At 66.3% G+C, this 15,576-nt stretch carries 10 protein-coding genes; 3 read left to right on the top strand and 7 right to left on the bottom strand.

What is annotated here, in order from left to right; all coding sequences use genetic code 11:
* Positions 1-31: 31 nt before the first annotated feature.
* Positions 32-2,101, top strand: coding sequence for a GGDEF/EAL domain-containing response regulator (locus ACZK45_RS08715; protein ID WP_478445693.1), 2,070 nt, complete (start codon positions 32-34; stop codon positions 2,099-2,101).
* Positions 2,102-2,205: 104 nt separating this feature from the next.
* Here ACZK45_RS08715 and fabV read toward each other — a convergent pair whose 3' ends face one another.
* From fabV to queA, 6 genes are all read right to left on the bottom strand, one after another.
* A complete protein-coding gene (fabV, locus tag ACZK45_RS08710) occupies positions 2,206-3,465 on the bottom strand; it encodes an enoyl-ACP reductase FabV (protein WP_478445692.1) in 1,260 nt (419 codons plus the stop codon).
* A gap of 721 nt (positions 3,466-4,186) precedes the next feature.
* Complete coding sequence (secF, locus tag ACZK45_RS08705; protein ID WP_125895587.1) at positions 4,187-5,167, bottom strand: protein translocase subunit SecF; 981 nt, start codon at positions 5,165-5,167, stop codon at positions 4,187-4,189.
* 15 nt (positions 5,168-5,182) lie between these two features.
* Complete coding sequence (gene secD / locus ACZK45_RS08700) at positions 5,183-7,039, bottom strand: protein translocase subunit SecD (protein WP_049437257.1); 1,857 nt, start codon at positions 7,037-7,039, stop codon at positions 5,183-5,185.
* A 61-nt stretch (positions 7,040-7,100) separates the two neighbouring features.
* Positions 7,101-7,445, bottom strand: a complete 345-nt coding sequence (yajC, locus tag ACZK45_RS08695; RefSeq protein ID WP_046430173.1) for a preprotein translocase subunit YajC — start codon at positions 7,443-7,445, stop codon at positions 7,101-7,103.
* A 134-nt stretch (positions 7,446-7,579) separates the two neighbouring features.
* Positions 7,580-8,710 (bottom strand): tRNA guanosine(34) transglycosylase Tgt, encoded by a 1,131-nt coding sequence (gene tgt / locus ACZK45_RS08690; RefSeq protein ID WP_125895585.1) that lies wholly within the window; start codon positions 8,708-8,710, stop codon positions 7,580-7,582.
* 177 nt (positions 8,711-8,887) lie between these two features.
* Positions 8,888-9,955: a tRNA preQ1(34) S-adenosylmethionine ribosyltransferase-isomerase QueA gene (queA, locus tag ACZK45_RS08685; RefSeq protein WP_478445691.1), complete on the bottom strand. Its 1,068-nt coding sequence runs from the start codon at positions 9,953-9,955 to the stop codon at positions 8,888-8,890.
* Between the two features lie 210 nt (positions 9,956-10,165).
* Between queA and ACZK45_RS08680 the strand changes: the two genes are divergently transcribed.
* Positions 10,166-11,662, top strand: coding sequence for an aminotransferase class III-fold pyridoxal phosphate-dependent enzyme (locus tag ACZK45_RS08680; protein ID WP_253145989.1), 1,497 nt, complete (start codon positions 10,166-10,168; stop codon positions 11,660-11,662).
* A gap of 294 nt (positions 11,663-11,956) precedes the next feature.
* On the top strand, positions 11,957-12,550 hold the full coding sequence (locus ACZK45_RS08675) for an LOG family protein (protein WP_125895582.1): 594 nt from the start codon (positions 11,957-11,959) through the stop codon (positions 12,548-12,550).
* 19 nt (positions 12,551-12,569) lie between these two features.
* Here the strand turns inward: ACZK45_RS08675 and ACZK45_RS08670 are convergent, their stop codons facing one another.
* Positions 12,570-15,410: a bifunctional diguanylate cyclase/phosphodiesterase gene (locus ACZK45_RS08670; RefSeq protein WP_125895581.1), complete on the bottom strand. Its 2,841-nt coding sequence runs from the start codon at positions 15,408-15,410 to the stop codon at positions 12,570-12,572.
* Between the last annotated feature and the right edge of the window lie 166 nt (positions 15,411-15,576).

Here is a 15,576-nt window from a genome sequence, read left to right as displayed (position 1 = left end):
GTATCTAGATTTGCAGATTGGGGAGCAGTGCATGCAGAACGCGAACGACATCACCATCCGCCTGCTGATCGTCGATGACAGCGGCGAGAATGCCGAAGCCATCGTCAGCACGCTGCGCAACAGCGGCATCGCGGTACGCCCGTGGCGTCCGCAGGATGCAGCCGAGCTGGCCCAGGTGCTGGCCAGCCAGGCCATCGACCTGGTGCTGGCTTCGCCCTCCCAGGGCATCCCGCTGCCACTGGTGGCCCAGCATATTGCTGCCAGCGGCAAGGACATTCCGCTGGTGCTGCTGGCCGAGCGCATCGACGAGGATGAACTGGTGCAGGCCAGTAGCCACGGCATCCGCGCCCTCGCCCTGCGCCAACGTCCGGAGCATCTGCTCGCCGTGGTCCGCGACCAGTGGGTGGACCTGCAGGCGCGTCGTGGCCTGCGCCGCATCGAGGCGCAGATGCGCGAAACCGAGCGCCGCTGCGACGCGCTGATCGCCTCCTCGCGCGACCCCATCGCCTACGTGCATGAAGGCATGCACATCCGCGCCAACGATGCCTATCTGGACATGTTTGGTTACGAACATTTCGACGACATCGAAGGCATCTCGCTGCTGGACATGGTCGCCGCCCAGCACGTGGAGGGCTTCAAGCAGCTGCTGAAGGGGCTGAGCCGTGGCGAGGCGCCGCCGCCGCAGTACCAGCTCGACGCGCGCCACGAGGATGGCAGTGCGTTCCCGGCGACGATGGAGTTTGCCGCTGCCACCTACGAAGGCGAATCCTGCCTGCAGGTGGTGCTCCGCCGCCGCATGGAATTCGACCCCGAGCTGGCACGTGAGGTCGAGGACCTGCGCCAGCGCGACCAGGTCACCGGCCTGCTCAATCGCCCGACCTTCATGCTGCAGCTGGAAAGCGCGGTGGCCCAGGCCGGGCGCAGCGAAGGCCAGTTCGGCCTGCTGCTGATCGAGCCGGACCACTACGCGCGCCTGCTGCCGGACATTGGCCTGGCCTCGGCCGACACCTTGATCGGCGCGCTCGCCGCGCTGCTGGCCGAGGTGGTCGGCGAGGACGCACAGCTGGCCCGCTTCGGCGAGCACAATTTCGCCGTGCTGCAGGCCGGGCCCTATGCGCAGACCGTGGCACTGGCCGAGCGCATCCGCGAAGCCTACGCCGCGCACGTCTTCAGCATCGGCGCACGCTCGGCCACGGTAACGGTCAGCATCGGTGGCGTGCAGGTGGGCGAGAAGATCGCCAGTATCGGCCAGGTGCTGGCACGCGCCAGCGAATGCACGCAGGCCGCCGCAGAACTGGGCAACACCTGCCGCATCTTCGACCCGGCCGCCGCCGACCGCGTGGAGGAAGAACGCGTGCTGCGCTGGGTCGCCCGTATCCGTGAAGCGCTGGCCGGTGACGGCTTCCAGCTGCACTACCAGCCGGTGCTGAACCTGCAGGGCGAGTCGCTGGAGCTGTATGAGGCCTACCTGCGCCTGGAGCACAACGGCGAACTGCTGAGTCCGACCGCGTTCCTCGGTATCGCGGAGGAGCACGGCCTGCTGGCCGACATCAACCGCTGGGTGGTGTCACGGGCCATCGCGGTGCTGGGCCAGCGTGCACGCGAAGGCCATGCCACGCAGATGCTGGTGAAAGTGACGCCGGAATCGTTCGACGACCCGCAGATGATCGCTACCCTGCGCCGCGAGCTGCAGGCTCAGGGTGTGCCCGGCGAACGGCTGTGGCTGCATGCGCCGGAAGCGAAGGTGTTCACCCACCTGCGCAGTGCACAGCAATTCCTTGCCGAAGTAGCACCGCTGGGCTGCCGCATCGGCCTGGAGCAGTTCGGTTCGGGGCTGGATTCGTTCCAGCTGCTGGCCCACTTCCAGCCGCAGTTCCTCAAGCTGGACCGTGGCTTCACCAGCGACCTGGCAGCCACCCGCGAGAACATCGACCGCATCAGCCAGATCACCGCGCGCGCGCAGGAAGCCGGCATCCGCACCATCGCCGAGTTCGTCAGCGATGCCAATTCGATGACGTTGCTGTTCAGTGCCGGCGTGGACTACGTGCAGGGCGACTTCGTTGGCCCGGCGTTGCCGGAGATGGGTTTCGAGTTCGGATGACCGATGGTAGTGCCTAGCCGCTGGTAGCAACCTCAGGTACCCGGGATTGTACCAGCGGCCGCGACTACCCAAAGAGAAGGCCGGCTTTCGCCTCTCTTCGTTGATCAGGTCATGTCGACCAGGTTTTCGATCTTCACGTCCGGATTGACGTCGGCCTCGTAGTCGACACCCTCCACGCCAAAACCGAACAGGCGCAGGAAATCGGCCTTGTAGCCGGCCAGATCGCTGATCTCGTACAGGTTCTCGTTGGTCACCTGCGGCCACAGCGCGACCACCTTGCCCTGCACGTCCGCGGCCATTTCCTTGTAATCGGCACGCAGGCGGCCGTCGTCATCGACCAGCGCGACGGTGTGGCCATCGCCATCGACCAGGTCGTGGCGCAGACGATCGACCGCCACGCCATCGGCCTTGCCGCCGTAGAGGATGTCGTACAGCACGTCGAGCTGTTCGATGCAGCCTTCGTGCGTGCCCTTTTCCTTCATCACCTTGAACAGCAGCGACAGGTACAGCGGCATGGTCGGAATGGCCGAGCTGGCCTGGGTGACCACGGCCTTCAGTACCGACACGCGTGCATCACCACCGATCCTGGCCAGCTTCTCGCGCAGGCCCAGCACCTTGTTGTCCAGGTCCTTCTTGGCCGCACCGATCGAGCCATTCCAGTAGATCGCCTGGGTGATCTCTTCGCCCACGTAGGTGAAGGCGGTGGTGGTGCAGCCATTGGCCAGCACGCCAGCGTCGGCCAGCGCATCGATCCACATCTGCCAGTCCTCGCCACCCATCACCGCGACAGTGCCAGCGATTTCTTCCGGGGTGGCCGGCTGCAGATGGGTCTCGGTCAGCACTTCCTTGTCGGTATCCAGGCCACGCAGGGTGATCGGCTCGCCGATCGGCTTCAGCGTGGAGCTGATTATCTCTCCGGTTTTCGGGTGCTTGCGGCGCGGCGCGGCAAGGCTGTAGACGACCTGGTCGACCTGGCCGAGATCGGCCTTGATCATCTCGATGGTCCTGGCCTTCACTTCATCGGAGAAGGCATCGCCGTTGATGCTCTTCGCGTACAGGCCGGCTTCGTCGGCGTACTTGTGGAACGCGGCCGAGTTGTACCAGCCCGCGGTGCCCGGCTTGGTTTCACTACCCGGGCGTTCGAAGAAGATGCCCAGGGTGGCGGCGCCACTGCCGAAGGCGGCAGTGATGCGCGCAGCCAGGCCGTAGCCGGTGGAGGCGCCGATCACCAGCACGCGCTTGGGACCATTCTGGATCGGCGGACGTGCGCGGATGTAGTCGATCTGCTGCTTGACCGCGGCTTCGCAGCCGGTCGGGTGGGTGGTGACGCAGATGAAGCCGCGGACGCGCGGTTTGATGACCATGGATACCTCGGGTTGGCAGATGCGGCGCGCGGGGCGCTCAGCAGGAATACGGGCGCGCGCCTGCGCGCGCGAACCGCAGGATCGTAGTGCGCGGGGGAAGATTGCACAACCGACGGCGGCGTAGGGTGGGGTTTGTTCTGCAGGGTTGCACCCTGCACCCGCAGAGGCCGGAGCAACGGCCGGAGCCGGAGCAACTTCAAAAGCTGGGTTCCTGTGGGTTGGCGGGGTGGGTCCGGTTGCGGGGGACGCCGTAAATCCGTCCATGGAGGCTTGGCCGCGGCATCCATGCCGCGGACACCCCCGCAACCGGACCCACCCCGCCTTCGACAGATTTCCGCGATCTGTCGGAGCGGCATTCTGCTCTGGTAGGTGTCGACCTTGGTCGACATGGATGAACTCATTCAATATCTGACAGATGTGTCGACCAAGGTCGACACCTACCAACAGCCGCGCGATCCAACAGCCGCAGGAATCTGTCAGAGGTGGGGCCATGTGGGTTGGCAGGACCGTTGGCGCCATGGATGGCGCCATCGAGCCCCCAAGGACGGGTTTACGGCGTGTCCTGCCAACCCACATGGCCCCACCATTCCACGGAATGCCCGCTGTTGCTATTGCTGTTGCCGACCAGCGGCCGGCACTACCGCGGGTGCAGGGCTGCAAGCCCTGCACACAAAAAACCCCGCTTGCGCGGGGTTCTCTGTGTGTTGCCTGCAGCGGGTGCTTACGGGCGACGGGCCAGGGCCTCGATGTCCTTCGCCTTCGGCAGCAGGTCCTGCTTGCTGACGCGCAGGAAACCGATCGTCAGCATCGGCACCGCCACCAGGATCGAGGACAACACCACGATCACCGCACCGATCATGTGCGTCTCGGCCAGGCCTTCCATCGAGCTGCCGCCGTACATGTACAGGGCAAGTGCCGACAGGAAGAACATCACCGCAGTGATCACCGTACGCGACAGCGTCTGGTTGATCGAACGGTTCAGCACTTCCATCGAGTCCACGCGCAGGCTGCGGAAGTTCTCGCGGACGCGGTCGAAGACCACGATCAGATCGTTGATCGCAAAGCCCATCACCGACAGCAGGCCGGCCAGCACGGTCAGGTCGAACTCACGGCCCAGCAGGGACACGTAAGCGACCGTCACGATCAGGTCGAACATCGCCACGATGCTGGCGGTGACCGCGAACTTCCATTCGAAGCGCACCGCGATGTAGATCAGGAAGCCGGCCAGCATGAAGATGGTGGCGTACAGGCCATTCATCGCCAGGTCCTTGCCGATCTGCGGGCCCACGAACTCGTTGCGGAGCACGGTGGCCTGGTTGTCGGCGGTGGACAGTGCCTTCACCACGGCGGCGGCGGTGGCCTTGTCCTCGTGCGCGGCGTCGCCGGTACCGGCAGCGTGCTCACCGTGCGGGGCCAGGCGGATCAGCAGATCGGTGTTGCCACCGACGCTCTGCACCTGGGCACCGTCGAAGCCACTTTCCTCGAGCCTGGTACGGACCTGCTCGACGTCCACCGCCTTGTCGAAGCGGGCTTCGATCAGGGTGCCGCCGGTGAAGTCCAGAGCGTAGTTGAAGCCCTTGAAGCCGATGATGGCAACCGAGGCCAGGAACACGATGACCGTGACAACCATCGCGACATGGCGCCAGCGCATGAAGTCGATCTTGGTGTCGTTCGGGAGGATGTGCAGCGGAAACAGTTTCATGTGCGTGTCGTCCCGTCAGATGGCCACGTTCTGGAGCTTCTTGCGGCGGCCGTAGATCAGCGTCGCCAGCGCACGCGACACGGTGATCGCGGTGAACATGGAGGCGAAAATACCGATGATCATGGTCAGCGCGAAGCCCTTCAGCGGACCGGTACCGAATGCGAACAGCGCCACACCGACGATCAGGCCGGTCAGGTTGGCGTCGAGGATGGTGCCGGAAGCACGCTCGTAACCGGTCACGATCGCGGTCTTGCCCGGCACGCCGGCACGCAGCTCTTCACGGATACGCTCGTTGATCAGCACGTTGGCGTCCACCGACAGGCCGACCGACAACGCCAGACCGGCGAAGCCCGGCAGGGTCATGGTCGCGCCGAACAGCGACATCACCGCCACCACGATCAGCAGGTTGAACAGCATCGCGATCGAGGTGATCACGCCGAACATGCGGTAGTAGACGCTGAAGAACACCAGGGTGAACAGGAATGCGAACACCACCGCGCGCATACCGTTCTTGACGTTCTCGGCACCCAGGCTCGGGCCCACCACGCGCTCTTCGACGAAGTCCATCGGCGCGGCCAGCGAGCCGGACTTCAGCAGCTTGGCCAGGTCCTCGGCTTCCTTCTTCTGCAGGCCGGTGGTCTGGAAGTTCTTGCCGAACACGCCGTTGATGTTGGCCACCGAGATCACTTCCTCGTTGACCTTGAAGCCACGCACTTCCTGGCCGTCGACGACGGTCACGGTCGGCACGCGCTCGGTGTAGACCACCGCCATCGGCTTGTTCACGTTGGCGCTGGTGAAGTCGAACATGCGCTGGCCGCCGACATTGTTCAGCGTCACGCTGACCGCCGGAGAGCCGCTGTTCGAATCGGTCACCGCCTGCGCGCCGACCATCTGGTCACCGGTGACGATCACGCGCTTGTTCAGCAGGACCGGACCACCGCCATCACGACGCTGGTAGACCTTCGCTTCCGGCGGAATGCGCCCGGAGTTGATGGCGTCCTGTGCATTGCCGTCAACCACCGCGCGGTACTCGAGGGTAGCGGTGGCGCCGATCATGCGCTTTGCTTCGGCGGTGTCCTGCACGCCCGGCAGCTGCACCACCACGCGGTCGGCACCCTGGCGCTGGATGATCGGCTCGGCCACACCGAGCTGGTTCACGCGGTTGCGCAGGGTGTTGATGTTCTGCTCGATGGCGCCGTTGGCAATCTGGGTGATTTCGGTTTCCGGCACGGTCACCGTGATGCGATTGCCGCTGACGTCGTAGCCGAGGGTCGGCTGCGCCTTCACCAGGGCGGTGCGGGCACGCTGCGCGGCGTCGTCACCGGCGGACGGGCTCAGGTTCGCCACGATGCTGTTGTCAGCGCGGCGTTCCACCGACTGGTACGGGATGCGGGCGTCGCGCAGGGTGCTGCGCACGTCTTCGGTGTAGGCGTCCAGGCGCTTGTCGAGGGCGGCCTTCTGGTCGACCTGAAGCACGAAGTGCACGCCACCCTGAAGGTCCAGGCCCAGCACCATCGGACGACCGCCGAGGTTGGCCAGCCAGTCCGGCACGGTCGAGGCCAGGTTCAGGGCCACGGTGTACTTTTCGCCGACCGTGTCACGCAGGGCGTCGCTGGCAGCGGACTGCGCCTTCAGGTCCGGCAGGCGGACGATCAGGCTTTCCCCTTCCTTCTCGACACCGATGGTGGTGACACCGGCCGTCTTCAGGTCGGCCAGCACACGGTCACGCAGCGCATCGTCGATCTGGCCGCCACGGTTGGCGGTGATCTGGAGGGCCGGGTCCTTCTGGTAGATGTTGGGCAGCGCGTACAGCGCGCTGAGCGCCAGTACGATCAGGATGACGACGTACTTCCAGCGTGGAAATTCGAGCATTGCTTGGGTCCCGCGCGGCGCCATCCCCGGCGCCGCGGTTGTGCATCGGAAAGGGAGTGGCTTACTTGGCCGAATCCAGGGTGCCGGTCGGCAGCACGCTGCCAACAGCGCCCTTCTGCACGCGGATGCGCACGTTCTCGGCCACTTCGATGGTGATGAAGTTGTCGCCGATGTCGGTGACCTTGCCGGCGATGCCGCCATTGGTCAGCACTTCGTCACCACGCTTGATCTTCTCCAGCATGGACTTGTGTTCCTTCTGCCGCTTCATCTGCGGGCGGATCATCAGGAAGTACATGATGGCGATCAGGATGACCGGGAACAGCAGCGTGGTCAGGCCCATGCCCTGCGGTTGGCCGCCGGCGGCCTGGGCGTGGGCGGCGGGAATCAGGAAGGCAAGCAGGTTCATCGTTGGTCCTTTGGTTGGGCGGCGCTTCGGCCCTTTCACGGGCACGAGGTGTCGACCGCGGATCTGGGTCAGCCTTGAAGTATGCCACGGCCCCGGGCATTCGTCCTTGGGCCGTTTGGCAGGGGGTGTTCGGGTTACAGGGGCGGCGCGACCGCCCCGCGTGCCGCGTAGAAAGACTCACGGAAGGCCAGGAAGGTTCCCGCCTCGATCGCCGCGCGGATGTCGGCCATGAGCTTTTCGTAATAGAACAGGTTGTGCAGGGTGCCCAGCATCGGCGCCAGCATCTCGTTGCAGCGGTCCAGGTGGCGCAGGTAGGACCGGGTGTAGCCGCCGGTGCAGGCCACGCAGCCGCAGCCCGGCTCGATCGGGTCCATGTCGCGCGCGTACTGGGAATTACGGATGCGAACGGTGCCGAACGAGGTGAAATAGTGGCCGTTGCGCGCGTTGCGGGTGGGCATCACGCAGTCGAACATGTCCACGCCACGTGCGACACCCTCGACCAGGTCCTCCGGCCGGCCCACGCCCATCAGGTAGCGCGGGCGGTCGGCGGGCAGTTCCGGGTCCAGGTGGTCGAGCATGGCGTTGCGCTCGTCTTCGGGCTCGCCCACGGCCAGGCCGCCGATGGCATAGCCGTCGAAACCGATCGCCTGCAGGGCATCGGCCGAGCGGCTGCGCAGGTCGGTGTGCACGCCGCCCTGGACGATGCCGAACAGGGCCGCGTCGTTGCCCAGCTCGTCATGCGCGTTGCGGCTGCGCTGGGCCCAGCGCAGGCTCAGCTCCATCGAACGGCGGGCGACATCCTCGGTGGCCGGGTACGGGGTGCACTCGTCGAAGATCATCACCACGTCCGAATCGAGCACCTTCTGGATCTTCATGCTCTCTTCCGGGCCCAGGAACACGCGGGCACCGTCGGTTGGCGAAGCGAAGGTCACGCCCTGTTCGGTGATCTTGCGGCGATGGGCCAGCGAGAACACCTGGAAGCCGCCGGAGTCGGTCAGGATCGGGCCATCCCAGCGGCAGAAGCCGTGCAGGCCGCCGTGGTCGGCGATGATGTCCAGGCCCGGCCGCAGGTACAGGTGGAAGGTATTGCCGAGGATGATCTCGGCGCCCAGCGCACGCACCTGGTCCGGCAGGATGCCCTTGACCGAGCCATAGGTCCCCACCGGCATGAAGGCCGGCGTTTCCACCGTGCCACGCGGGAAGGTCAGGCGGCCACGGCGGGCACGGCCGTCGCGGGTCTTGAGCTGAAACTGCAATCGGGACATGGAGCGGTCATTCGGGCAAATAGTCGCCCATTGTCTCCCAAAACCGGGTCGACCGCCCATTCAGGCCTGAACGGCACGGCAGTAGAGCCACGCCATGCGTGGCTTTCCTGGCCTCCAGGCACCGGCAAGTGCGCACCAACGGTGCGCACCCACCACAAGCAGGCAGAGGTCAGCGCCCTACCCCGCCTGCGGGAACAACAGCATCGCGTCGCCGTAACTGAAGAAACGGTAGCGCTGCGCGATCGCGTGCTGGTAGGCCTCGAACACGCGCGCCTTGCCGGCGAACGCGGAAATCATCATCAGCAGCGTGCTTTCCGGCAGGTGGAAGTTGGTCACCATCGCGTCGACGCTGCGGATGCGGTAGCCCGGGGTGATGAAGATCTGGGTCTCGCCGGCAAACGGCAGCAGCTCACCGTCACGCATCGCGCTTTCCAGCGCGCGCACCACGGTGGTGCCGACGCCGATCACGCGGCCGCCGGCGGCACGCGTGCGCCGTACCTGCTGCACCAGCTCGGCACCGACATTCAGCCACTCGCGGTGCATCACGTGGTCCTTCAGGTCATCGGCACGCACCGGCTGGAAGGTGCCCGCACCCACGTGCAGGGTGACGTGGCCAAAGTCCACACCCTTGTCCTTCAATGCGGCCAGCAGCGGTTCGTCGAAATGCAGGCCGGCGGTCGGTGCCGCCACCGCGCCCACTTCACGCGCGAACACGGTCTGGTAGCGCTCGCGGTCATCCACACCCGGCTCGCGCTGGATATAGGGCGGCAGCGGCAGGCGGCCGGCATGCAGCAGCCACTGTTCCAGCGATTCCGGCACATGGAACTGCAGCACGTAGAACTCGCCATCGCGACCCAGCACCTCGGCTTCGCCACCGGCATCCAGCGCGATGCGGCTGCCGGCCTTGGGCGACTTGCTGGCGCCCACCTGCGCGCGGGCCTGCTGGCCACCCAGCAGGCGCTCGATCAGAATCTCCACGCGGCCGCCACTGGCCTTCTGCCCGAACAGGCGCGCCGGGATCACCCGGGTGTCGTTGAACACCAGCAGGTCGCCCGGCTGCAGCAGCGACGGCAAGTCGCGCACCTGCAGGTCGGTGAAGGCATCGGGCGCCGGAGGCACCAGCAGCAGGCGGCTTGCGGAACGTTCGGCCAGGGGCGCCTGCGCGATCAGTTCAGCCGGCAGGTCGTAGTTGAAATCGGACTTCTTCAAGGCAGTGGGCGGCAACAGGTCGACAATGGCGCGCATTGTACGTCCAGCGTCTGCGAGCCGGCGTGCTTCGCGGCGAACGTCGCGCAAAATGCTGCTATGCAGCAGGTTTCTGCGGGGTTATCGCGCAAAAAAACAAGTGCTAGCATCGAGTCGGAAGTCCGCTGCACGAGCCTGCCCCAAGCGCGCGTGATGACGCGCGTTTTGCTTTTGAAGACCCGTGCGACCCATTGTTTCAGGAGATCTGCAATGAGCTTCATCGAACGCCTCGCCCCCCTGCGCAACCAGCCCGGCACCCGCCTCACCTCCGGCCTGGACGACGCCACCCTGACCGCCCTGTCCGCCAACCACCCGCAGCTGATCGCCGCGGTGGACGCCGCCGCCGAGGAATTCGCGCGCGTGCAGGCCGACCTGGGGCCGCTGCTGGCGCAGGACGAACAGGCGCAGATCGACGCGATGCAGGACGGTTTCGTCAATTTCTACGCCGATGACGCGGTGACCCCATACGTGGCACTGGCTGCACGCGGCCCGTGGGTGGTCACCCTGAAAGGCGCCGTGCTGTACGACGCCGGCGGCTACGGCATGCTCGGCTTCGGGCACACCCCGGACGCCGTGCTGGAGGCGATGGCCCGCCCGCAGGTTATGGCCAACATCATGACCCCCAGCCTGTCGCAGCAGCGCTTCATCACCGCCCTGCGCGCCGAGATCGGCCACCGCCGTGGCGGCTGCCCGTTCGCCCGTTTCATGTGCCTGAATTCCGGTTCCGAGGCGGTCGGCCTGGCCGCGCGCATCGCCGACGTCAACGCCAAGCTGCAGACCGACCCGGGCGCACGCCACGCCGGTGCTGCGATCAAGCGCGTGGTGGTCAAAGGCAGCTTCCACGGCCGTACCGACCGCCCTGCCCTCTATTCGGACTCAAGCCGCAAGAGCTACATGCAGCACCTGGCCAGCTACCGTGGCGAGGATTCGGTGATCACCGTGGCGCCGTACGACGAAGCTGGCCTGCGCAAGGTGTTCGAGGATGCCGCGCGCAACCAGTGGTTCATCGAGGCGGTGTTTCTGGAACCGGTGATGGGCGAAGGCGACCCGGGCCGCTCGGTGCCGCCGTCGTTCTATGCCGTCGCCCGCGAACTGACCCGTGCCCATGGCAGCCTGCTGCTGCTCGACTCGATCCAGGCCGGCCTGCGTGCGCATGGCGTGCTCTCGGTGGTCGATTACCCGGGCTTCGAAGGCCTGGACCCGCCGGACATGGAGACCTACTCCAAGGCGCTCAACGCCGCGCAGTACCCGCTGTCGGTGCTGGCGGTGACCGAGCATGCCGCGCAGCTGTACCGCAAGGGCATCTATGGCAACACGATGACCAGCAACCCGCGTGCGCTGGACGTGGCCTGCGCCACCCTGGCCCAGCTGACCCCGCAGGTGCGCGCCAACATCGCCGGGCGTGGTGCCGAGGCCGTGCGCAAGCTTGAACAGCTGAAGAACGAGCTGGGCGGACTGATCACCAAGGTGCAGGGCACCGGCCTGCTGTTCTCCTGCGAACTGGCGCCGCAATTCAAGTGCTACGGCGCCAACTCCACCGAGGAATGGCTGCGCCAGCACGGCATCAACGTGATCCACGGTGGCGAGAACTCGCTGCGCTTCACTCCGCACTTCGGCATGGACAGCGAAGAGCTGGACCTGCTGGTGGGGATGGTCGGCCGCGCGCTGCGTGAAGGCCCGCGCCGCGAGCAGGCAGCGGCGGCGTAAGTCTCGTTCTTTGTAGAGTCGAGCTTGCTCGACTCAGCCGTAGCCGCGATCTGAACGAAGAGCAGCCGAGCATGGCTCGGCTCTACAGGGGCCCACCGCGGTCTGAACGAAGTGCAGCCGAGCATGGCTCGGCTCTACAGGGGCCCACCGCGGTCTGAACGAGGGGCAGCCGAGCGTGGCTCGGCTCTACAGACGGCAACCGCGAAGGTCCATACTCCATAGACACCCCGTCCCTGACCGCTCTGCGGTCGGCGATGGGGCGTTTTCGTTTCCGGCCAAGAGACAGGAAGATCCATGAAATCGATCTGTGTGTACTGTGGTTCCAACGCTGGCAGCAAGCCGGCCTATACCGAACGCGCCCTGGCCCTGGGCGACCGCATCGCCCGCGACGGGATGCGCCTGGTGTACGGCGGCGGCAATGTCGGCCTGATGGGAACCGTGGCCAATGCCGTGCTCGCCGCCGGCGGCGAAGTGACCGGCGTGATCCCGCGCCAGCTGGCCGACTGGGAAGTGGCCCACCGCGGCCTGACCGAACTGGAAATTGTCGGTTCGATGCATGAGCGCAAGTCGCGCATGTTCGACCTCGCCGATGGCTTCGTCACGCTGCCCGGCGGCTTCGGCACCATGGAAGAGATCTTCGAGATGCTGACCTGGCGCCAGCTTGGCATCGGCAACAAGCCGTGCGCCTTCCTCGACGTGGAAGGTTTCTACGCCCCGCTGATCGGCATGATCGACCGCATGGTGGAAGAGCGCTTCCTGCACCCGGACCAGCGCCAGGACCTGTGGTACGGCTCGGATATCGAAGCGATGCTGGAGTGGATGAAGAACTACAAGCCAGCGCAGGCCTCGAAGTGGATCGACGAAAAGCGTCGCGCCGCCCTGCGCTGATGCTTTCCTGCGCGGCGGCTCAGACCGCCGCGCAGCTCCACGGTGCGGGCCGCCCCAGCAGATAGCCCTGGCCGTAGTCGCAACCCAGTTCGCGCAGGGTCTGCCGCTGCGCCTCGGTTTCGATGCCCTCACCGATGGTCTCGATGCCCAGCGTACGCGCCAACGACAGCACGCCCTCGACCAGTGCCCGCGTGCTCTGCACTTCCGGCCCATGCAGGCCGGCGATGAAGCTCTGGTCGATCTTCAGCGTACTGATCGGGAAACGGTGCAGGTAGGACAGCGCCGAGAAGCCGGTACCGAAATCGTCCAGCTGCACCTGGATGCCGCGCTCGCGCAGGCCCTGCAGGATGCGCAGCGTGTGCGGGCCATCGTCCAGCAGCGCCACCTCGGTGATCTCCAGGCGCAGCCGGCGCGGATCGGCACCACATGCATCCAGCAGGCCGAACAGGCGGCCGCTGAACCCGGCGGAGCGGAAATGGCGCGGTGATACGTTCACCGAGACGTAACTCTGCCCGCCCTCGGCCAGGCCGGCAATCACCTGTTCGTAGATCAGCCAGTCGACCTGCTCGATCAGGCCGCTTTCCTCGCCCAGCTCCAGGAACGCCCCCGGCAGCAGCAGGCCGCGGCGCTCATGCTGCCAGCGCAGCAGCGCTTCGTGGCCCACCACCTCGCCATCGGACAGGCGCACGATCGGCTGGTAGAACGGCACGAAATCGCGGTTGTTGATCGCACGACGCAGGTCGGCTTCCAGATCGAGGCTGCGCATGGCCTGCTCGCGCATGTCTTCGTCGAAGATCGCACAGCGGTCATGGCCCTGCGCCTTGGCCCGGTACATTGCCGCGTCGGCATCACGCAGCAGCTCTTCGCCGGTGCGGTAGCGGGGGTTCCACAGCGCGATGCCCAGACTGCCGGACGGGAACAGTTCGCGCCCGGCGATCCACATCGATTCCTGCAGCGCCAGCAGGAGGCGCTGGCCAAAGTCCAAGGCCTGGGCCAGGCCCTGCGGGCATTGCAGCAGCACCGCGAATTCGTCACCGCCCAGCCTGGCCACCACGTCCTCGGTGCCGGCCATCGATACGATGCGCTTGGCCACTTCCACCAGCATGCGATCGCCGGCAGCATGCCCGATGCTGTCGTTGACCAGCTTGAAGCGGTCCAAATCGAGGAACAGCACGGCGAACACCGGGCCGCCCTCACGCTTGGCCAGGGCCAGCGCATCCTGCAGGCGGTCCAGCAGATGCAGGCGGTTGGGCAGCCCGGTCAGCGCATCGTGCATGGCCTGGTGGGTCAGGCGCTGTTCGGCACGCAGGCGCTCGCCGATCTGGCCGAGCAGCTTTTCGTTGACCTCGGCCAGTTCGCGCGTGCGTTCCTCCACGCGCTTCTCCAGCTCGGCATGCGCCGAGCGCAGCCGTTGCTGGTCGCGCTGACGGGCCAGGCCGGTACCGATGTTCTGCGCGACGAAGGTCAGCAGGCGCTGGTCATGCACGCTGAAAATGCTGTTCTCGCTGTAGCTCTGCACCACGATCGCGCCGACCACTTCGTCGTCGCGCAGCAGCGGTACGCCCAGCCAGCAGTGCGAACGCGCACCGGATTCACGCACTTCGCCACTGGCCAGCAGCGCGTCGATCTGCGCACGTGATGCCAACAGTGGCCGCCGGTTGCGCACGACGTACTCGGTCAGGCCCCGGCTGAACGGTCGCGGCGCGCGGCTGGCGTTGTGCTCGTCCACCGAATAGACGAAGTCCAGGCCGTTGCCGGCCGGGTTGACCAGGGCGATGTAGAAATTGCGAGCGTCGAGCAGGCGCCCGACCACCCCATGCACCTGTCCGTAGAACTGCGCCAGGCTGTCGGCCGACATCGCCATCTCGGCGATGTTGTACAGGGCGGTCTGCAGCTGTTCGGCGCGTCGACGCTCGGCCACCTCGTCCTGCAGGCTGTGATTGGCGCGCTGCAGTTCCTGGGTGCGCCGCGCCACCTGCTGCTCCAGCCGCACCTGCGCCTGGCGCCGGTCCATCGCGGTCTGCACGTGCTGCGCAACGAAGCCCAGCAATGCGCGCTCGGCCTCGCCATAGCGGGCCGCCTGCTCATAGCTCTGGACCACGATGGCACCGCATACGCGGCCATCGCGCAGCATCGGCACGCCCAGCCAATCCAGACTTTCGGGCCCGCGTTGCGGGTCGTGCTCCTGCTCCATCACCTGCGCCAGCAGTTCGCGCGAGGGACCACTGAGCGGCTTGCCATGACGCAGCAACGCCACGGTCAGGCTGCGCGGCATCTCGCTGGCGTCATGGCTCTGCGTGGGATCGGCGACGAAATCATCGACCTGATCGGCGAAGTACAGGAAACGGATCTGGTCGCGCACATCGTCGTATTCCACGATGTAGCAGTTCTCGGCATACATCAGCGTGCCCAGCACACCATGCACGTGGCGCAGCATCTCGGGCATTTCCAGGTCGGCACCGGCCAGATCTGCAATCTGGAACAAGGCCTGCTGCAACCGCTCGGCCTCTTCCAGCGCCTTGATCTGGCCGGCCTGGCGGCCGCGCTGCAGCGCCAGCTCCATCGCCTGCCGGGCAACCCCCCACCATGCCGGCGAAGGCACCGCGCCTTCCACCGACAACAGCAGGCGCGCCCCATCATGTTCCCAGCCGTGCTGGCCGTCGCCCACGCCTGGCGCCGCCGCATCACCTCCGGCAGCCGCCCTCGGCCAGGCCCCCTGGCCACGGCCAAGCTGCGGGTCATCCCAGCCGACGCGGACCACGGCCGCTTCCGGCAGAAGCGCATGCAACGCGCGCACCAGCGCCGCGCTCAGCACGGCCTCGTGTGGTGGCTCTTCCGCCGGTTCAGCATGCGTGGACAAATGACAATCTCTTGGCGCCGTCAGTGCGTCGCCTCCCCTGAGCCGCCGAGCATAGCGCGCCACCCGGGGGGCAATGGAAGCCCGTGAACCCCGAATCGTGCGCCCGTACGTTTTTCCTGCTGACCGTAGCCCCTTCCGAGCCATGACCCTCGCCCTGCCCGCCCTC

Source organism: Stenotrophomonas sp. 63632_Sma, from assembly GCF_056482875.1.
The sequence above is the reverse complement of the archived record's forward strand: the minus strand, read 5'-3'. Positions and strand labels throughout refer to the sequence as shown.